General features: G+C 70.9%; 16 protein-coding genes and 2 tRNA genes. 8 read left to right on the top strand and 10 right to left on the bottom strand.

Translation table 11 applies throughout. The features are described from left to right. Positions 1–2: 2 nt before the first annotated feature. Together rsgA and AC069T_RS18170 are read left to right on the top strand one after the other, a co-directional pair. Positions 3–1,013, top strand: a complete 1,011-nt coding sequence (gene rsgA, locus AC069T_RS18175) for a ribosome small subunit-dependent GTPase A (protein WP_478783695.1) — start codon at positions 3–5, stop codon at positions 1,011–1,013. 166 nt (positions 1,014–1,179) lie between these two features. After that, the gene (locus AC069T_RS18170; RefSeq protein ID WP_358850147.1) at positions 1,180–1,503 is read left to right on the top strand and encodes a DMT family transporter; all 324 of its coding nucleotides are present in this window, start codon (positions 1,180–1,182) and stop codon (positions 1,501–1,503) included. 37 nt (positions 1,504–1,540) lie between these two features. Here the strand turns inward: AC069T_RS18170 and AC069T_RS18165 are convergent, their stop codons facing one another. After that, entirely contained in the window at positions 1,541–2,158 is a 618-nt protein-coding gene (locus AC069T_RS18165; protein ID WP_478783694.1) for a TetR/AcrR family transcriptional regulator, read from the bottom strand. 291 nt (positions 2,159–2,449) lie between these two features. On the opposite strand from AC069T_RS18165, the gene hisN reads away from it, so the two are divergent. Both hisN and AC069T_RS18155 read left to right on the top strand, forming a co-directional pair. Next, positions 2,450–3,250: a histidinol-phosphatase gene (gene hisN, locus AC069T_RS18160; protein WP_358850149.1), complete on the top strand. Its 801-nt coding sequence runs from the start codon at positions 2,450–2,452 to the stop codon at positions 3,248–3,250. A 202-nt stretch (positions 3,251–3,452) separates the two neighbouring features. After that, a complete protein-coding gene (locus AC069T_RS18155) occupies positions 3,453–3,845 on the top strand; it encodes a CBS domain-containing protein (RefSeq protein ID WP_478783693.1) in 393 nt (130 codons plus the stop codon). An 81-nt stretch (positions 3,846–3,926) separates the two neighbouring features. Here the strand turns inward: AC069T_RS18155 and AC069T_RS18150 are convergent, their stop codons facing one another. Then, positions 3,927–5,378, bottom strand: a complete 1,452-nt coding sequence (locus AC069T_RS18150) for a catalase (RefSeq protein ID WP_478783692.1) — start codon at positions 5,376–5,378, stop codon at positions 3,927–3,929. Positions 5,379–5,521: 143 nt separating this feature from the next. Between AC069T_RS18150 and AC069T_RS18145 the strand changes: the two genes are divergently transcribed. Then, entirely contained in the window at positions 5,522–5,938 is a 417-nt protein-coding gene (locus AC069T_RS18145) for a Fur family transcriptional regulator (protein ID WP_121405873.1), read from the top strand. A gap of 128 nt (positions 5,939–6,066) precedes the next feature. Here AC069T_RS18145 and AC069T_RS18140 read toward each other — a convergent pair. The 4 genes from AC069T_RS18140 to AC069T_RS18125 all read right to left on the bottom strand — a co-directional run bounded on the left by AC069T_RS18140 (position 6,067) and on the right by AC069T_RS18125 (position 11,730). After that, positions 6,067–6,140 (bottom strand) — tRNA-Met (locus AC069T_RS18140). 337 nt (positions 6,141–6,477) lie between these two features. Beyond that, the gene (locus tag AC069T_RS18135; RefSeq protein ID WP_476752359.1) at positions 6,478–8,292 is read right to left on the bottom strand and encodes a sel1 repeat family protein; all 1,815 of its coding nucleotides are present in this window, start codon (positions 8,290–8,292) and stop codon (positions 6,478–6,480) included. 363 nt (positions 8,293–8,655) lie between these two features. Then, a tRNA-Met gene (locus AC069T_RS18130) sits at positions 8,656–8,729 on the bottom strand. 43 nt (positions 8,730–8,772) lie between these two features. Further along, positions 8,773–11,730 carry a UPF0182 family membrane protein gene (locus tag AC069T_RS18125; protein WP_478783737.1) on the bottom strand — a complete coding sequence of 986 codons (2,958 nt, stop codon included), beginning with the start codon at positions 11,728–11,730 and terminating at the stop codon, positions 8,773–8,775. 137 nt (positions 11,731–11,867) lie between these two features. Here AC069T_RS18125 and AC069T_RS18120 point away from each other — a divergent pair, with 137 nt between their 5' ends. Beyond that, positions 11,868–12,410, top strand: coding sequence for a PPA1309 family protein (locus tag AC069T_RS18120; protein ID WP_476752360.1), 543 nt, complete (start codon positions 11,868–11,870; stop codon positions 12,408–12,410). Between the two features lie 112 nt (positions 12,411–12,522). Here the strand turns inward: AC069T_RS18120 and AC069T_RS18115 are convergent, their stop codons facing one another. From AC069T_RS18115 to AC069T_RS18100, 4 genes are all read right to left on the bottom strand, one after another. Then, a complete protein-coding gene (locus tag AC069T_RS18115) occupies positions 12,523–13,620 on the bottom strand; it encodes a YlbL family protein (RefSeq protein WP_478783691.1) in 1,098 nt (365 codons plus the stop codon). 68 nt (positions 13,621–13,688) lie between these two features. Then, on the bottom strand, positions 13,689–13,853 hold the full coding sequence (locus AC069T_RS18110) for a hypothetical protein (protein WP_355781820.1): 165 nt from the start codon (positions 13,851–13,853) through the stop codon (positions 13,689–13,691). A 249-nt stretch (positions 13,854–14,102) separates the two neighbouring features. Then, positions 14,103–14,564, bottom strand: coding sequence for a molybdenum cofactor biosynthesis protein MoaE (locus tag AC069T_RS18105; protein WP_358850156.1), 462 nt, complete (start codon positions 14,562–14,564; stop codon positions 14,103–14,105). A gap of 183 nt (positions 14,565–14,747) precedes the next feature. Beyond that, positions 14,748–15,860, bottom strand: coding sequence for an SDR family oxidoreductase (locus AC069T_RS18100; RefSeq protein WP_478783690.1), 1,113 nt, complete (start codon positions 15,858–15,860; stop codon positions 14,748–14,750). Positions 15,861–16,052: 192 nt separating this feature from the next. Between AC069T_RS18100 and AC069T_RS18095 the strand changes: the two genes are divergently transcribed. Beyond that, on the top strand, positions 16,053–17,552 hold the full coding sequence (locus AC069T_RS18095; RefSeq protein WP_478783689.1) for a zinc-dependent metalloprotease: 1,500 nt from the start codon (positions 16,053–16,055) through the stop codon (positions 17,550–17,552). Continuing rightward, the gene (locus AC069T_RS18090; protein ID WP_478783688.1) at positions 17,549–18,070 is read left to right on the top strand and encodes an NUDIX hydrolase; all 522 of its coding nucleotides are present in this window, start codon (positions 17,549–17,551) and stop codon (positions 18,068–18,070) included. The genes AC069T_RS18095 and AC069T_RS18090 overlap by 4 nt, the downstream gene beginning before the upstream one ends. Positions 18,071–18,119: the final 49 nt, after the last annotated feature.

Here is an 18,119-nt window from a genome sequence, read left to right as displayed (position 1 = left end):
TCATGCGCCGATACGGCAAGCACACCGACGAGGACGACATCCCCAGCCGCCCCAACCGCAAGGGCAACCGTCCGCGTACGAACATCCGGCCCAAGCACGAGGAAGCGGTCGAGGGCATGGTCGTCACCGTCGACCGGGGCCGCCTCACCTGTCTCGTCGAGGACCGCCTCGTCACCGCGATGAAGGCCCGCGAACTGGGCCGCAAGGCCGCCGTCGTGGGCGACCGGGTCGCGATCGTCGGGGACCTCTCCGGCGAGAAGGACACCCTCGCCCGCATCGTCCGCATCGCGCCGCGCAACTCCGTCCTGCGCCGCACCGCCGACGACGACGACCCCTACGAGCGCGTGGTCGTCGCCAACGCCGACCAGCTCGCCATCGTCACGGCCCTGGCCGACCCCGAGCCCCGCCCGCGACTGATCGACCGCTGTCTGGTGGCGGCGTACGACGGCGGCCTGGAGCCCCTGCTGGTCCTGACCAAGTCGGACCTCGCCCCGCCGGACGAACTCCTGGAGCTGTACGGGACGTTGGGCGTCCCGTACGTCGTGACCAGCCGCACGGAGCTGGAGAGCGGCGAGGCGGTGGAGCGGGTGCGCAAGCAACTCGACGGCAAGATCACGGCGTTCGTCGGGCACTCGGGCGTCGGCAAGACGACCCTGGTCAACGCCCTGGTGTCGCTGGACCGGCGGCGCAGCACCGGCATCGTCAACGCCGTCACCGGCCGCGGCCGGCACACCACCACGTCGGCGCGCGCGATCCCGCTGCCCGGCACGGCCGGCTGGGTCGTCGACACCCCGGGCGTGCGCTCCTTCGGGCTGCACCACGTGGACCCGTCCCGGGTGATCAAGGCCTTCCCCGACCTGGAGCCCGGCACCGAGGGCTGTCCGCGCGCGTGCAGTCACGACGAGCCGGACTGCGCGCTGGACCAGTGGGTGGCCGACGGTCACGCGGACCCGGCCCGCCTCTATTCGCTGCGCCGGCTGCTGGCGACGCGGGAGCGGCACGAGGACGACTGAGCCGTCCGCGCGGGAGAGGTCCGCGGGCCGCCTCTGGCGCGGACGCCCGCGAAGACCGCTGACCTCCGCGTTGTTTGCGTCCGCGGCACGTCGGTAAGGGCATAATCGCACCGAGCCCGATCCGAGCCAGGCGAAGCAGTCGACGTGGTACGCGGGAGGACAGCACATGGCGTGGCTGCTGGTCGTTGTGGCGGGCCTTCTCGAGACCGGCTTCGCCGTCTGCCTGAAACTCTCGCACGGCTTCACCAGACTCTGGCCGACCGTCGCGTTCTGCGTCTTCGCGCTCGGCAGTTTCGGGCTGCTGACGCTCTCCCTGAAGAAGCTCGACGTCGGTCCGGCGTACGCGGTGTGGACCGGCATCGGCGCGGCCGGCACCGCGATCTACGGGATGATCTTCCTCGACGACCTGGTCTCCACGTTGAAGATCGTCTCGATCAGTTTCGTGATCATCGGCGTCATCGGGCTCCAGCTGTCGGGCTCCACGCACTGACCCGGCGGTCGCCCGGACGCGGGACGTGCGCCGCCGCTCAGTTTCCCAAGGCGCGCTGCGGCGGGGCGAGCGCGGACTTCACCAGGCCCGAGACGCCCCCGGCGCTCGGCGGTGCCACCACACAGGACAGCGAGAGGCGTACGACGAGTTCGCAGGAGCGGGCCAGCTCGGCGGCGTCCGACCTGGTGGTGCCGGGTCGGCAGAGCGCGGTGACGGCGCGGTCGCGCACCAGGCCCACGAGGTCGGCCGGCGAGGGCAGCGGCCCGTCCGCCCGGCGCTGGGCCGGCACCGCGGACGACGACGGCACCGCCGAGAGCGTCGGCGTCGGCAGCCGCTCGCTCCAGCAGCCGGTGAGCATCGCCCGTACCAGCGCGTTGTCGCGGGCCGTCGAGGCGGTCCATTCGGCGGCCGCCACGAGACGGTCACGCGGATCGGGATGCGCGGCCAGGGCGCGCTCGAAGCCCGCGAGATAACCGTCGGCCTCCCGGCGGACGAGGGCCCGCGCGAGCCCCTCCTTGGTGCCGAACTCGTTGTAGAGCGTCTGACGGGACACACCGGCCACGGCGGCCACGTCCACCATCCGCACCGTGGACCACGGACGGCGGGCGAGCGCCGTGTAGGCGGCGTTCAGCAGGGATTCCCGCGCTGCAGGCATCTGCGCCTCCCAGGGGCGACCGGCTCTGCAGCTCACATTTGACGCGCCCTGGGGCACTGTCAAGGGTTCGCGGCAGCACCGAGGGGGCGTGCGCCGACCGCGGCGCGCGCCGCGTCCCCGGGGGCCGCCGTACGGGCGCGGGGCATGCCGACCGCGGCGCGCGTGACGTTTGCGGGGGCCGCCGTGCGGGCGGCCGGGGAGCCCGCGCTCCGCTCGTGCGCTCGTGCGCTCGTGCCGGAGTGATCCGGGCCCGCGTGGCCCCGGGGCGGCGCGGCCGGATACGGTTCTGCCATGCCCGACTATCGCGATGACCTGCGCCTCGCCCACGTCCTGGCGGACGCCGCCGACGCGGCGACCATGGGCCGGTTCAAGGCACTCGATCTCAAGGTGGAGACCAAGCCGGACATGACGCCGGTGAGCGAGGCCGACAAGGCCGCCGAGGAGCTGATCCGCGGCCAGCTCCAGCGGGCGCGCCCGCGTGACGCGATCATCGGCGAGGAGTACGGCGTCGAGGGCACCGGCCCGCGCCGCTGGGTGGTCGACCCGATCGACGGCACCAAGAACTACGTACGCGGTGTGCCCGTCTGGGCCACGCTGATCTCCCTGATGGAGGCGGGCGAGGGCGGCTACCAGCCCGTCGTCGGCGTGGTCTCCGCACCGGCGCTCGGCCGCCGTTGGTGGGCCGCGAAGGGCCACGGCGCGTTCACGGGCCGCAGCCTGTCGACCGCGTCCCGGCTGCACGTCTCCGGCGTCTCCCGCATGGCCGACGCCTCGTTCGCGTACTCGTCGCTGACCGGCTGGGAGGACCAGGGCCGCCTCGGCGGATTCCTGGACCTGACCAAGGCAGTCTGGCGCACCCGCGGATACGGCGACTTCTGGCCGTACATGATGGTCGCCGAGGGCTCGGTCGACATCTGCGCCGAACCCGAGCTGTCGCTCTGGGACATGGCGGCCAACGCCATCGTGGTCACCGAGGCGGGCGGTTCCTTCACCGGCCTCGACGGCCGCCCCGGCCCGCACAGCGGCAACGCCGCCGCGTCGAACGGCATCCTGCACGACGAACTGCTCGGCTACCTCAACCAGCGCTACTGACGGACGCCCGCACCCGCGTCACCGGAGTGATCCGGGCGCTCCACTGCGAACCCTGAGCGCCCGTGTGACCCGTGGGCGCCCCTGAACTCGCCTCCCGCGCCCTCTTGTTGACCCTCCCTTTGACTGCCACCCTGAGAGCCCCCACTTGTGAACTTGTGAATCGCTTCTCGTGAGCGTTTCACGAAGGAGGTGGCTCCATCCCATGCTCGTCCGCGACGCCATGAGCACGGTGGTCCTCACCATCGGCCCGGCACACACCCTCCGCCAGGCGGCCCGGCTGATGTCGGCCCGCCGCGTCGGCGCGGCCGTCGTCCTCGACGAGGAAGCCGATGGTCTCGGAATCCTGACCGAACGCGACATCCTCAACTCGGTGGCCCTCGGCCAGGACCCGGACACCGAGACCGCAGGCACCCACACCACGAACAACGTCGTCTTCGCCACGCCCGCCTGGACCCTGGAGGAGGCGGCTGCGGCCATGTCGCACGGCGGCTTCCGCCACCTCATCGTGCTCGACGCCACCGGCCCGGCCGGCATCGTGTCGGTCCGCGACATCATCCGCTGCTGGGCCCCGGCCGGGCAGCACGCCCCGGCCTGACCCGCCCCCGGCGCACGAGCGGGCCGGACCCCCTCCCGGAGATCCGGCCCGCTCCCTACGACAAGCGATCCAGTGCTGAACTCAGCCGCGCAGGGCCTGGACCGCGGCCTCCAGCCGCTTGCCGAAGTCCCCGTCCGCCTGACGGAAGTTGTTGATCGCGCGCTCGGCGATGTCGTCGCGCGAGACCTTGGCGATGAAGCCCGCCAGGTTGTCGACCAGACGGCCCTTCTCGTCCTCGGACATGAGGCGGTAGAGGTTGCCCGCCTGCACGAAGTCGTTGTCCTCGGCATGGACGGGCGCCTCGCTGTTGCCCGTGACCCCGGTGACCGGGACCGGCTGCCACAGCGGACGCTCCGTCTGGAACGGGCCGCCGAAGCTGTTCGGCTCGTAGTTCTTCGCGCCCTTGTGGCGGCCGTCGTACAGGAGGCCGTCACGGGAGTGGGTGCGCGCCTCGGTGGCGTGCGGGCGGTTCACCGGCAGGTGGTCGGCGTTGATGCCGACGCGGTAGCGGTGGGCGTCGCCGTACGCGAAGAGGCGGCCCTGGAGCATCTTGTCCGGGGACGGGCCGATGCCGGGCACGAAGTGGGCCGGACTGAAGACCGACTGCTCGACCTCGGCGAAGACGTTCTCCGGGTTGCGGTTGAGCTCCAGCTTGCCGAACTCGATGACCGGGTAGTCGGCGTGCGGCCACACCTTCGTGAGGTCGAACGGGTTGAAGCGGTAGTTCGCCGCCTCGGCCGCCGGCATGATCTGCACGCCCACGGTCCAGGTGGGGAAGTCGCCGCGTTCGATCGCCTCGCGCAGGTCCCGCTGGTGCGAGTCCGGGTCGACACCGGAGAGCCGCACGGCCTCCTCGGTCGTCAGGTTCTTGATGCCCTGGTCGGTCTTGAAGTGGTACTTGACCCAGAAGGCCTCGCCCGCCTCGTTGTTCCACTGGTAGGTGTGCGAGCCGAAGCCGTCCATGTGGCGGTACGAGGCCGGGATGCCGCGGTCACCGAAGAGCCAGGTCACCTGGTGGGTGCTCTCCGGGCTGAGGCCCCAGAAGTCCCAGACGTTGTCCGCCTCCTGCGAGCCCGTGTACGGGTCGCGCTTCTGGGTGTGGATGAAGTCGGGGAACTTGATGGCGTCCTTGATGAAGAACACCGGGGTGTTGTTGCCGACGAGGTCGTAGTTGCCCTCTTCGGTGTAGAACTTCAGCGCCCAGCCGCGGGGGTCGCGCACCGCGTCCGCGGAGCCGAGGTTGCCGGCCACGGTGGAGAAGCGCAGGAAGGTCTCGGTCTGCTTGCCGACCTCGGAGAGGAACGCGGCACGCGTCCACTGCGAGACGTCACGGGTGAGCGTGAAGGTGCCGTACGCCCCGGCGCCACGGGCGTGCACGACGCGCTCCGGGATGCGCTCACGGTTGAAGTGGGCGAGCTTCTCCAGGAGCAGCTGGTCCTGCACGAGGACGGGCCCGCCGACGCCCGCGGTCTCGCTGTTCTGGTTGTCGGCGACCGGCGCGCCGGCCTCCGTCGTGAGCGGTCCCTGCGTCACGTGCGCCTCCTGCGTCATACCTGTCTGTTCCTGTCCTTTGGCCAATGCCGAACTCGATCCTATAATAGACAATGTCTAAGTCAAGTGACCTTCCAAAGTCACACCTGTTCGGGATCTGGTCCCTGGCTGTTAGGCTGGTGCGCATGAGTGACCTGTTGGAACGATTGCGTGGACGCGGCTGGCGCATGACCGCGCAGCGCCGTGTCGTCGCCGAGGTCCTCGACGGCGATCACGTTCATCTGACGGCCGACGAGGTGCATGCCCGGGCCGTCGCGAAGCTGCCCGAGATCTCCCGGGCCACCGTGTACAACACGCTGGGTGAGCTGGTCTCGCTCGGCGAGGTACTGGAAGTGGCCACGGACAAGCGCGCCAAGCGCTACGACCCGAACGCCCACCGGCCCCACCACCACCTGGTGTGCGCCCAGTGCGGTGCGATCAAGGACGTCCACCCGGGCGGCAACCCGCTCGCCGACCTCCCCGACTCCGAGCGCTTCGGCTTCACGGTCTCGGACGTCGAGGTGACGTACCGCGGCGTCTGCCCGAACTGCGCGGCAGCCTGACCCACCAACTCACGCGAAGGCCCCGGCACCCATGGTGCCGGGGCCTTCGCGTACGGACGCCGGGCTTTCGCATACGAACACATACACCGAAGGCCCGGAACCATTGGTTCCGGGCCTTCGGTCTTCAGTAGCGGGGACAGGATTTGAACCTGCGACCTCTGGGTTATGAGCCCAGCGAGCTACCGAGCTGCTCCACCCCGCGTCGGTGAAATGAACACTACGTCAACCGTGTGCACGCATGCAAATCACTTCTGGTTTCGACCGGCTGGGCGTCCTTAGGCGCCCCGTCCGACACCGAGGACGGGCAATTTAGCCCGTCCGGCGCTTGAGGACGAGGCCGCAGGCCGACACGGGGGTCTGGGGGCGGAGCCCCCAGGGACGGGACGGGAAGGGGCGGAGGGGGCGAACAACTCCCCGTCACGCCCCGCGGTGCTGCCGGCCCCGCCCCACCGCCGACACCACCCCGCAGCCAAGACGGGGGCGCACCCCACGTGGCTCACGTGGGCCACGTGGCTCACGCGGGCCACGCGGGCCACGGCTCACGCCGTCAACTCCTGCCGCAACGCGTCCCGCAACCGAGCCGCCCGCTCGGACACCTCCGCCGGCCCCAGCGACACCGCACGATCCGCCCACCGCTGCCCCTCCGCAAGCTCCCCACGACGCGCGTAGACGAGCGCGAGCCGAAGCGCGGCCCGCCCGTGCCCCGCATCGGCCGCCCGGGTCCACCACAGCGCCGCCTCGGGCTCACTCCCCTCACGCGCCAGCAGCAGCCCGAGGTTGAACGCCCCGTTCCGCGACCCGGCCTCCGCGGCCTCGCGGTACCACCGGGCCGCCTCCACGACATCGCCCCGCGCGGCCGCCAGCATCCCGACACGCACCTGCGCCCGCCGGTGCCCCTGGGAGGCCGCCCGCTCGTACCACTCCTCGCACTCGCTCTTCTCGTACGCAGGCTCCCCCAGCTCGTGCGCGGGTGCCGGCGGCCGCCGGGCGTCGAGCACGGAGGCGAGCCGGTACGCGGCCTCCGCGCTGCCACCGCCCGCGGCGCACCGCAGATGCCGCTCCGCGGCCGGCTCGTCGCCCTCCCGCAGCCGCGCGATGGCGACCTGGAGCGCCGCCTCGGTGTGCCCGGCGGCAGCCGCCCGCTCGTACCAGCGCAGCGCGGCGGCCTCGCCCTCCTCGCCGCCCCGCCCCGCGTGCAGGATGCCCAGGTTGAACGCGGCGTCCACGCTGCCCGCCTCGGCCGCCTTGGAGAACCAGGGCTCGGCCCCGGCCGCGTCACCGACCTGGAGGAGCAGGATGGCCAGCGCGTTCGCCGCCTCGCGGTGCCCGGCGTAGGCGGCGCGCCGGTACCACTGCTCGGCCTGCGCCGTGCGTCCCTGCTCGGCGCAGAGCAGGCCCAGGTTGTACGCCCCGTTGACGTCACCCGCGTCCAGGGCCGCCCGGTACCACCGCTCGGCGGTCTGGTGCTCGCCGCGCTCGGCGTGCAGCGCGCCCAGGGCGTTGGCCGCGTTGCCGTCGCCGTCCTGGGCGGCCCGCAGCCACCACACGGCGGCGCTCTCACTGTCGCCCGCGTCCCGCAGCAGGAATCCGAGCGCGCAGGCGGCCCGGGCCTCACCGTCCTTGGCGGACGTCAGGTACCAGCGCCCGGCCTCCTTGAGGTCGCCGCGCTTCTCCAGGATCGCCCCGAGGTGCAGCGCGGCCCGCCGGTGCCCGCGCGCGGCGGCCTGCCGGTACCACTGGGCGGCCTCCTCCCCACCTGCACCGATGACACCGTTGTCGGCGCCGACCTCGCCTGCGTCGACGGCCCTGCGGTCCAGGGTGCGCGCCAGCCGGTAGGCGGCCTCGCGGTGCCCGCGCTCCGCGGCGGCCCGCAGCCACCGCTCGGCGCCGACGTCGCCGCGGTGCTCCAGGAGGTCCGCGAGCGCGTACGCGCCGAGGGCGTGGCCCTGCTCGGCAGCCTGACGCAGCCAGTACTCGGCGGCGGGCTCGTCGCCCCGCTCGCGGTGGTGGCGCCCGAGCGCGTGCGCGGCGGCGGCGGAGCCGGCGACGGCGGCGATCCGCCACCAGCCCGCGGCCTCGTCGGCGTACCCGCGCTGATGCAGGAGGACACCCAGGTTGTTGGCGGCGGCGCGGTCACCGGCAGCGGTGGCCGCGCGCAGCTGAGGCTCGGCTCCGTCGAGATCACCACGGCGCAGCAGCATGGCTCCGAGGACGCTCATCGCCTCGACGTCGCCGGCTTCCGCGGCGAGCCGCTGACGTGCCTCCTCGACAGCTTCGCCGGTTTCGTCCCGGCCGGAAGGCTGCACAAAACGCCCTGTATCCAACAGAGTTGCCTTGTCCCCCATAACGTCCATCGTCGCACCACCTGCAACCTGGGTACACCTGGTATACCGCAGTCCGTGAGGTCACTTCAGCGTTTTGTCGACATGCCCACAGAGAGACAAGTCAAACACAGATCGGCCAACTCGGCGCACAGGAAGCGGCCTTCGCGCGCGTCGACATCCAACTCCGTACGTACGTCCACATGTTCCGTACGCGCGTCCACGAGGCACCCGTACAGGTCCCCGACGGCCGCGCGCACGTCCAAGCGCACCTGCCCCGCCCACGCCCGGGCACGCACCCGTCCCGGAGTCCGGGCACGCCCGCTCCCCGCTCCGTGCGCGCACGCACACACGGCGAAGGCCCGGATCCATAGGATCCGGGCCTTCGCCTTTCAGTAGCGGGGACAGGATTTGAACCTGCGACCTCTGGGTTATGAGCCCAGCGAGCTACCGAGCTGCTCCACCCCGCGCCGTTGTGTTGCAACCGTACCACGGCGCGGGGAGGGCTCCGGTTCAGCCGCCCCCGGAGTTCTTGTCGCTGCTCTTGTCACCGTCCTTGGAGGTGTCCTTGGAGGTGTCCTTGTCGGCGCCGCTGCCGCCCGTACCGCCGGCCTTGTCGGCCTTGGCCTGCGCGTCCTCGGCCTGCTGCAGCGCGTCCTCGAGATCCTTCTGCGCCTTGCCGTACGCCTCCCAGTCGCCCTTCTTGAGGGCGGCCTGGCCGTCATTGAAGGCCTTCTGGGCGTCGTCGAGGGCCTGTTGCACCGTCGGGTCCTGCGACGTCGGCGGCTTGGTCCCCTCGCCCTCGCGTGGCGGCTCCTGGGTCGCGCCCTCGGATCCGAAGACCTTGTTGAGCGCCTCGCCCAGCGTGTCCTCGAAGGCCGTGGCGCCGCCGTAGGTCACCAACACCTTCCGCAGCAGCGGGTACTTGAGGCCACCACCGCGCACGTAGACCGGCTCCACGTAGAGCAGTCCTCCGTCGAGCGGCACCGTCAGCAGGTTGCCGTACTCGACTTCCGAGTCACCACCTCTGAGAAGCCTGATGGACTCGGCGATGGACGGCTCGGAGTTGAACTGGCTCTGCACCCGCTTCGGTCCGTCGACCGTTCTGCCCGTGGGCAGTTTCAGGATGCTGATCTTGCCGTACTCGTCCGTGCCGGCCTCGGCGTTGACGGACATGAAGGCGCTCAGGTTGTCCCGGCCGTTCGGCGTGAGCGTCGTCGTCAGCGAGAACGCCTGGGAGTCCTTGCCGGGCAGCTTCATGCTCAGGTAGTACGGCGGCACGGCGTTGCCCGACTTGTTGGTCGGGTCGTCCGGGACCTGCCACACCTCACTGCCGCTGAGGAACGTCTGGGCGTCCTTCACGTGGTACCGGGTGAGCAGCTCGCGCTGGACCTTGAACAGGTCCTGCGGATAACGGAGATGGTCCATGAGGGCCTGCGGGATGTCCCCCTTCGACTTCACCGTCCCCGGGAATGCCTTCTTCCAGGTCTTCAGGACCGGGTCCTTGGTGTCCCACTCGTAGAGCGTCACCTTTCCGGTGTACGCGTCGACGGTCGCCTTCACCGAGTTGCGGATGTAGTTGACCTGGTTCTGCTGGGCCACCACCGCACGCTGGTTGTTGGCGGCGGTCAGCGAGTCGGCCGTCGTGTCGCCGAGGGTGGTGCGGGAGGCGTACGGATAACCGTTGGTGGTCGTGTACGCGTCGACGATCCACTGGATCCTGTCGCCGACGACCGCCGGGTAGGCGTCACCGTCGATGGTCAGCCACGGGGCGACCGCCTCGACGCGCTCCTTGGGCGTGCGGTTGTACAGGATCCGCGAACCCTCCCCGATCGCGCCGGAGTAGAGGATCTGCGGCTCGCTGAACGCCACCGCGTACGCGGCCCGGTTGACCGGGCTGGAGAGGTTGACCCCGCTCTTGCCCTGGTAGCTGGTCGTCTTCTCGCCGTTGTCGTCGGAGTAGTCGATCTCCTTCTGCGGCCCGCCGACGATCGAGTACTGGGTGGTCTTCTCGCCGTAGTAGACCCGCTGCTGGTACTCACCGAGGTTGCCCTTGGACGGCAGGTCGTACTCGGTGAACTCCGGGCGGCCCTCGGCGTCGGCCGCGGTCCCCTTGGCGGCGACCACGCCGTACCCGTGGGTGTAGCGGAAGTGGTCGTTGATCCAGTTGTTCTTCGGGATGCCCTGGAGATTCAGCTCGCGCAGACCGATGACCGTGTCCTGGTCCTTGCCGTCCTTGCTGTAGCGGTCGACGTCCAGGTTCGACGGGAACGCGTAGTAGTTGCGCACCTGCTGGAGCTGCTGGAACGTCGGCGAGACGACGTTCGGGTCCAGCAGACGGATGCTCGCGGCACCGTCGGCGTCCTTGCGCAGCTCGCTCTTGTCGTCGGTGTCGCTGCGGCCCGCGTACTCCTTCACCTGGGCGCCGTCGATGCCGTAGGCCTCGCGGGTCGCCTGCAGGTTCTTCTCGACGTACGGCGCTTCCTTGGCCTGCTCGTTCGGCTGGACCTGGAACTTCTGGACGATCGCCGGGTACAGCCCGCCGATGAGGATCGCCGAGAGCACCATCAGGCCGAAGCCGATGACGGGCAGCTGCCAGGTGCGCCGCCACAGGGTGGCGAAGAACAGCACGGCGCAGATCACGGCGATGCAGAACAGGATCGTCTTGGCCGGCAGGTACGCGTTCGCGTCGACGTACCTGAGGCCCGTCCAGTTGCCCGTGGCCTTGAAGTCACTGGACTTCACGGCGAGCCCGTACCGATCGAGCCAGTACGCGACCGCCTTCAGCGCGACGAAGATGCCGAGGAGCACCGAGAGATGCCCGGTGGCCGCGGCCGTGGCACGCGCGCCGGGGCTGGTGATCCGCAGCCCTCCGTAGAGGTAGTGCGTGAGCGCGGCGGCGATCAGCGAGAGCACCGCGGCGGCGAAGCCGAAGCCCAGCAGGAAGCGGTACCACGGCAGGTCGAAGGCGTAGAAGGAGACGTCGAGGTGGAACTGGGGGTCCTTCTGGTGGAAGGGGACTCCGTTCACCCACATCAGCCACGTGCGCCACTGGCCCGCGGCGGACGCGCCCGCGATCAGCCCGACGAGCGAGGTGACCCCGAGGAGCAGCCACCGCTTGTAGGGCGCGATGCCCATGCGGTACCGGTCGAGGCTCTGCTGCTCCATCGACATGGCGCTCAGCGGCGGGCGCAGCCGGTGCGCCAGCCAGACGTTCACCCCGACCGCGGCCGCCATCAGCAGGCCGAAGACGAAGAAGAGCCCGATCTTGGTCCACAGCGTGGTCGTGAACACGGACGAGTAGTCGACCGACCGGTACCAGAGCCAGTCCGTCCAGAAGCCCGCGAACATGGTGAACGCCATGGCCAGTACGGCCAGGACGCCCAGCGTCATCAGCAGGGTCCGGACACGCCGGGACGGGCGGCCCACTCTGATCCGTGGCCCCGTCGGGCCTCCGCCGCGGTCCGGCATCTGGAAAGCCAAGGTGCGCACCTCGAAGTTCGCTGTTGATCCGTCAGGCCCCCGAGATCGTGGACCCACACCTATGCAACTTACTCACGCTTTACTCGGTTCCCGCTTCCGGGTACTTCCGAGGCAGGATTGTGACCATGTCCAACACTCCCATGGCAGCGAGCCCGCTCACCCGGGCCGTACTCGAGATCGACGAGTACGCCTCCGGCCTCGGCTGGGACCAGCCCGCTCGCCTCTTCGCCCTCGTAGACACCGCGCGACTGCGCGCCCAGGAGCCCGGTCTCGCGGCGCAGCTCGGCCTCGGGGACGAGCAGCAGACCACCGCTTTCACCCCCATCGAGCAGGACGAGGTTCCCGCCGACAAGCCGCTGGACGAGTTCCTCGGCACGATCGCCTGGCCGGACGCGGTCGTCGGCTGCGCGCTGACCGTGGAGCGGCTGATGCTGCCGCCGTCGGCGGAGGCCTCAGTCCCGGAGGGTCTCAGCGACAAGAAGCTCGCGCAGTGGGTGGCCGAGCACCCGGACCGGCAGGAGGTCCGGATGACGGTCGCGGTGCTGCGCGACGGTTCGCGCGACTCGGCGCTGCGGCTGCGTGCCAAGGACGCGCCCACGGAGGTGCTGACGGGCTCCGAGCTGGTGCCCGGTCTGGCGGAGGCCCTGTCGGCCACTTTCGCGGACTGACCGCCTCCCGCTCACGTCTGCACGAGGGTTTCCCGTACGGCGACGGGGGCGCGCCCGGTTCCGGGTGCGCCCCCGTCTGTGTACCCGTTCGTGTCCGGGGCGTCCTTCGCGGTCAGCCCTTGGCCGTGCACTTCGGAAGGCCGGCGGTGTCACCGGAGCGGATGTCCTTCAGTGCGTCCAGCGCGTCGTCGATGGTGTGCACCTTGACGAGGGTGAGGCCGCCGGGGGTGTCCTTGGCGGCGGCCGCGCAGTTCTCCTTCGGCGTCAGGAAGTACTGGGCGCCCTTGTCGCGCGCGCCGACCGTCTTCATCTCGATGCCGCCGATCGGGCCGACCGTGCCGTCGTCGTCGATGGTGCCGGTGCCGGCGACGAACCTGCCGCCCGTCAGATTCCCCGGCGTCAGCTTGTCGACGATGCCGAGGGCGAACATCAGGCCGGCGCTGGGGCCGCCGACGTCGGCGAGCTTGATGTCGATGGTGAACGGGAACGTGTGATCGGTCCCGGCGGAGATGCCGACGATGGCGCGGGCCTCGCCGGTGTCGTCGGACCTGTCGGTGGTGATCGTGACGTCCTCGGTGCGGGTCGCCGTCCTGTTCGCCTTCTCGGCGGCGGCCTGTTCCTTGGCGGGCACGATCGTGAAGACGACCTTCTCGCCCGGCTTGTGCCTGGTGACCAGCTTCGCCACGTCCTCGGGCGCCTTCACGACCGTGCCGTCGACGGACTTGATGACGTCACCCGCGTGCAGCTCACCCTCGGCGGGGGTGCCCTTGAGGACCGTCGAGACGATCACCCAGGACTTCACCGGGACGTCCAGCTCCTTGAGCGCCGCGACCTTGGCGCTCTCCTGGGACTGGCTGAACTCCTCGGCGTTCTCCTGCGTCGACTGCTCCTCGGTCTTGCCGTCCGGGTAGAGCGTGTCGTGCGGCACGATCTTGTTGTCGTGCGCCAGCCACCCGTAGACCGCCTCGACGAGGTTCATCTTGTAGTCGGCGCTGGTGACCCTGACCGTCGTCATGTTGAGGTGACCGGTCGTGGGGTACGTCTTGCGGCCGGAGACCTGCAGCACCGGCTCGCCCGCGTGCTCACCGAGCGTGTTCACCGTCGGTCCCGGTGACATCTCCGAGTACGGCACGTCGATGAACACTCCCGCGCACAGGAGTGCGATCAGCATCAGGGTGGAGGCGAGCATCGTCGCGGTGCGGCGTGGCATGGAACGACAGTACGGGACCGCGCCGACAGCGCACTGCGGGGGCCGCCCGTCCGTGGCGGGGCCCTCGGTCACGTCCCGGAGTGGGACTTCTCCATGGCCTCACGGAAGCGCGTGTAGCCCGCCAGTTCGGTGCCGTCTCCCGTGGTCTTGCGATTACGGCCGACCCAACTGCCCCACAGACCGGCACCGATCGCAGCGAACAGCGGAATCAGCAACCAGGCGAGCGCCGCCATACCGACCTCCCGACCCCATGAGCGACCGCAACTGAGTGATCAGCAGATTAACCATCCGCTTGGTCAACGCTCATGCCAGGGGTGCGGTTACGCAACCGGAAGACCGGGCGGGGGTGAGGAGTTCGGGGACCACCACCTTGCCTCCGGCTGTTGAGGCCGCCTCGGTTCAGCAGGCGGCCTCAACAGCCGGAGGTGTTTCGGTTCAGCCGGATGTGCGCGGCCCTACGGCTCGGCCGGCGGCCCTTCGGCTCAGCAGGCGCCGACCCATTCCTCCGTGCCGTCGGAGAACGTCTGGTGCTTCCAGATCGGCACCTCGTGCTTGAGGTCGTCGATCAGCTTGCGGCACGCCTCGAAGGCCTCGCCCCGGTGCGGACAGGACACGGCGACGACCACCGCGAGATCTCCGACGGCCAGGTCACCCACACGGTGGACCGCGGCCAGGGCTCGCACCGGATAGTCGGCGGTGACCTTCTCCGCGATCCGCCGCATCTGCGCCTCGGCCGTGGGATGGCACGAGTACCCGAGCCGGTCGACGTCGGCGCCGCCGTCGTGGTTGCGCACGGTCCCGACGAAGAGCGCGGTCCCGCCGGCGGCGTCATCCCCGACGGCCCGGAAGACCTCGTCCAGGGAGAGCGGCGTCTCACGGATGGCGAGCAGCCTGATGGGATCCTGTGCCGCCTGCTCGCCCGGGTGGTCAAACGTAGGTGCCATGAGCCCATCGTGCCGCACGCCGCCGACAAGGCGGAATAGCGCTTTCACCCGGCACGCGCGCGTAGCCGTTTGGAGCCTCCTACAGGAGTGGGCCTCCCGAACGGGCACGCTTCGCGCCAGCCCCCGAGGGAGCCGGGCGGCACCCCAGAGGCCGCCGGCCGGACCGATTCCGCGCCACCGACGTCAGATCCGGCGCCGGGCCTTCCGGGCCCGGCGGACGAGGGCCGCCGTACCGAGCAGGGCGACCGTCGCCCCCGCGGCTCCCGCGGCGGTCGCGTCCTTGCGGCCCAGCCGCCGCCCGGCCAGCGTGCGCCTCCCGGCGACCTCCTCCAGCAGCTCGGCGAGGACCTCCTCGTTGCTCCACCGGGGCCGCCAGCCGGCGTCGTGCAGCCGGTTCCCGCTGACCACCCACGGATACATCGTGTAGGCCAGGTCACCGGCGGGCGAAGGGGTGAGCCCGATCCGGTGCAGCCGGGCGGCCGCCCCGAGCGCCACGGCGGACGGCAGTTCCATGCGCCGGATGCCGCTGAGTTCCTCGACCTCCTCCTGCTCCAGCCACCCGTCGCACCCGACGACCAGCTCCCCGTCGACCTTCTCCAGGACGGCGTACTCCAGCGCGCTGCACAGGTCCTCAACGTGACAGAACTGCCAGGCGGGCCGCGAACCGGCCACGACCAGCAGACGCGGCGACTCGAAGTACCTGGTCAGTGCCGTGTCGGTGCCCCCGACCAGCACCGCGGGCCGGACGACGGTGACGTTCAGGCCGGGGTGGGCGCGTGGGGCGCGCCGCGCGAGCCGCTCGATCTCCAGGAGGTCCCCGACGCCCGTGGCCTCGGCGGTCGCCCGCAGTTCGGCGTCCTCGGAGAGGGGCAGTTCGTTGTCCGGCAGGGCCCCGTAGACCATCGACGAGGTGCACAGCACCACCCGGTGCACCCCGGCGGCGGCGGCCGCCGTGAGCACCGTCTGCGTCCCGCGGACGTTGTAGGCGGTGCGTGCCGCCGGATCGCTCTCGAGGTCCAGGTCCAGCGCCAGGTGGACGACGACGTCCGCGCCGCGCAGCCGCTCGGCGATGGCCGGGTCCCGCACGTCGAGAATGTGCCACTGCGCGCCGGCGCACTCCCCGCGCCGCTCGTCGATGGCGATGACCTGCTTGATCTCCTCACTTGCGGCCAGCCGCTCGGTGAGCAGCGCGCCCATGCCGGACGCCGCGCCGGTGACGGCGACGACGGGCCCGCGGGCGGCCGGGCTGGTGGAAGGGTTTCGCGCTGCGCGAACCTGCGGATCTGGGGAACTCACCGGGCGTCTCCAGCGGTTGTCTTCAGTAATGAACGCGCGTGACGCGTGCGTACCAGGTGGCATCCATCCTGCCGCAGGCCGACAGTCGGCGGAGCACCGAGGCCCGATCGGCCCATGGTGTCTACGCTGGGTGGTGTTGTCGGGCAGCCGCCGTCGGGAAAGAACCGGCGGCCTTACCAGCCGAGGAATCCCGTGAGTGACACCCCATTCGGATTCGGCCTTCCGCCGGAGGAGCCGGAGAACGGCGACGAGGGCAAGAAGAAGGACCAGGAGAGCGGTGGTGGGCAGGGACCGGCCAACCCGTTCGGCTTCGGGTTCCCCGGCGCCGGCGGTCCCGGCGCCGACAATCCGCTCGCCGCGATGTTCGGTTCCCTGAACCCCAACGACCTGGGCGCCGCGTTCCAGCAGCTGGGCCAGATGCTCTCGTACGAGGGCGGCCCGGTGAACTGGGACATGGCCAAGCAGATCGCCCGCCAGACGGTCTCCCAGGGCACGTCGGACGGCACGAAGGACGCGAGCGTCGGCCCCGCCGAGCGTTCGGCGGTCCAGGAGGCCGTCCGGCTGGCCGACCACTGGCTGGACGACGCGACGTCCCTGCCGTCCGGGGCCGGTTCCGCCGTGGCGTGGAGCCGCGCGGAGTGGGTCGAGGCGACCCTCCCGGTCTGGAAGGAACTGGTCGATCCGGTCGCCGAGCGCGTCGGCGCGGCCATGGGCGACGTGCTGCCCGAGGAGATGCAGGCCATGGCGGGCCCGCTGATCGGCATGATGCGGTCCATGGGCGGCGCCATGTTCGGCACGCAGATCGGGCAGGCCGTGGGCGTGCTGGCGGGCGAGGTCGTCGGCTCCACCGACATCGGCCTGCCGCTCGGCCCGGCCGGCAAGGCCGCGCTGCTCCCGCTGAACATCGAGGCGTTCGGCAAGGACCTGGGCATCCCCCAGGAGGAGGTACGGCTCTATCTCGCGCTGCGCGAGGCCGCCCACCAGCGCCTCTTCGCGCACGTGCCGTGGCTGCGCTCGCACCTGTTCGGCGCGGTCGAGGGCTACGCGCGCGGGATCAAGGTCGACACCGCCAAGCTGGAGGACGTGGTCGGCCAGTTCGACCCGCAGAATCCGGAGCAGCTCCAGGACGCCCTCCAGCAGGGCATGTTCCAGCCGGAGGACACCCCGGAGCAGAAGGCCGCCCTCGCCCGTCTGGAGACGGCCCTCGCGCTCGTCGAGGGCTGGGTCGACGCGGTCGTGCACGCGGCGGCCAAGCCGCGGCTGTCGTCCGCCGACGCGCTGCGCGAGACGCTGCGCCGCCGCCGGGCCTCGGGCGGCCCTGCCGAACAGACGTTCGCGACCCTGATCGGGCTCGAGCTGCGGCCGCGCCGGCTGCGGGACGCCTCGCGGCTGTGGGCCTCCCTCTCCGACGCCCGCGGTGTCGACGGCCGGGACGGTCTGTGGGCCCACCCGGACATGCTCCCCACCTCGTCCGACCTGGACGACCCGGACGGCTTCGTGCACCGCGAGCAGCTGGACTTCTCCGAGCTCGACAAGATGCTCGGCGAGGCGGCGGACGGCCCCGCGAAGCCGGATCTCGGGAAGGACGCGGCAGCACAGGCCCCGGACGCCAGGGCCGAGGACGAGAACAAGACCGAGGACGAGAACAAGAGCAAGGGCGAGAACAAGGGCAAGGGCGACGACACCGAGTGACCCTCCACGACGACGCGGTCCTCGTACTGAAGGAGTACGAGGACCAGGAAGAGCTGCGCCAGGCCTATCTGGACCATCTGGAGGCTCACCCGGACGGCCTGTGGAAGGCGTGCACGGCCGGGCACCTCACGGCGAGCGCCCTGGTGGTCGACCCCGGGCACGGCCGCGTGCTGCTGACCCTGCACAGGAAGCTGCGCATGTGGCTCCAGATGGGCGGCCACTGCGAACCCGGGGACACCACGCTCGCGGCGGCCGCACTGCGCGAGGCCACGGAGGAGTCCGGCATCGCGGGCCTGACCCTGCTGCCGGGCGGTCCGGTGCGCCTGGACCGGCATCCGATCCCGCCTCCGTGCCACTGCCACTTCGACGTCCAGTACGCGGTCCTCGCCCAGCCGGGAGCCGTACAGGAGATCAGCGACGAGTCGCTGGACCTGCGCTGGTTCTCGTACGACGAGGTCGCGGGCGTGGCGGACGCATCGGTCGTCCGTCTGGTGGAGGCCACCCGGGCACGGCTCTGAAGGCGTCCCGAAGGCGGGGGGGGGGGGGGGGGGGGGGGGGGTGGGCCCC

Source organism: Streptomyces sp. NPDC043867, from assembly GCF_056435845.1.
The sequence above is the reverse complement of the archived record's forward strand: the minus strand, read 5'-3'. Positions and strand labels throughout refer to the sequence as shown.

What these genes read in the sequence shown, in the direction of transcription:
- rsgA (WP_478783695.1), top strand. Translation starts at nt 3, where the DNA reads ATGCGCCGATACGGCAAGCACACCGACGAGGACGACATCCCCAGCCGC.
- AC069T_RS18170 (WP_358850147.1), top strand. Translation starts at nt 1,180, where the DNA reads ATGGCGTGGCTGCTGGTCGTTGTGGCGGGCCTTCTCGAGACCGGCTTC.
- AC069T_RS18165 (WP_478783694.1), bottom strand. Translation starts at nt 2,158, where the DNA reads ATGCCTGCAGCGCGGGAATCCCTGCTGAACGCCGCCTACACGGCGCTC.
- hisN (WP_358850149.1), top strand. Translation starts at nt 2,450, where the DNA reads ATGCCCGACTATCGCGATGACCTGCGCCTCGCCCACGTCCTGGCGGAC.
- AC069T_RS18155 (WP_478783693.1), top strand. Translation starts at nt 3,453, where the DNA reads ATGCTCGTCCGCGACGCCATGAGCACGGTGGTCCTCACCATCGGCCCG.
- AC069T_RS18145 (WP_121405873.1), top strand. Translation starts at nt 5,522, where the DNA reads ATGAGTGACCTGTTGGAACGATTGCGTGGACGCGGCTGGCGCATGACC.
- AC069T_RS18135 (WP_476752359.1), bottom strand. Translation starts at nt 8,292, where the DNA reads ATGGACGTTATGGGGGACAAGGCAACTCTGTTGGATACAGGGCGTTTT.
- AC069T_RS18125 (WP_478783737.1), bottom strand. Translation starts at nt 11,730, where the DNA reads ATGCCGGACCGCGGCGGAGGCCCGACGGGGCCACGGATCAGAGTGGGC.
- AC069T_RS18120 (WP_476752360.1), top strand. Translation starts at nt 11,868, where the DNA reads ATGTCCAACACTCCCATGGCAGCGAGCCCGCTCACCCGGGCCGTACTC.
- AC069T_RS18115 (WP_478783691.1), bottom strand. Translation starts at nt 13,620, where the DNA reads ATGCCACGCCGCACCGCGACGATGCTCGCCTCCACCCTGATGCTGATC.
- AC069T_RS18110 (WP_355781820.1), bottom strand. Translation starts at nt 13,853, where the DNA reads ATGGCGGCGCTCGCCTGGTTGCTGATTCCGCTGTTCGCTGCGATCGGT.
- AC069T_RS18105 (WP_358850156.1), bottom strand. Translation starts at nt 14,564, where the DNA reads ATGGCACCTACGTTTGACCACCCGGGCGAGCAGGCGGCACAGGATCCC.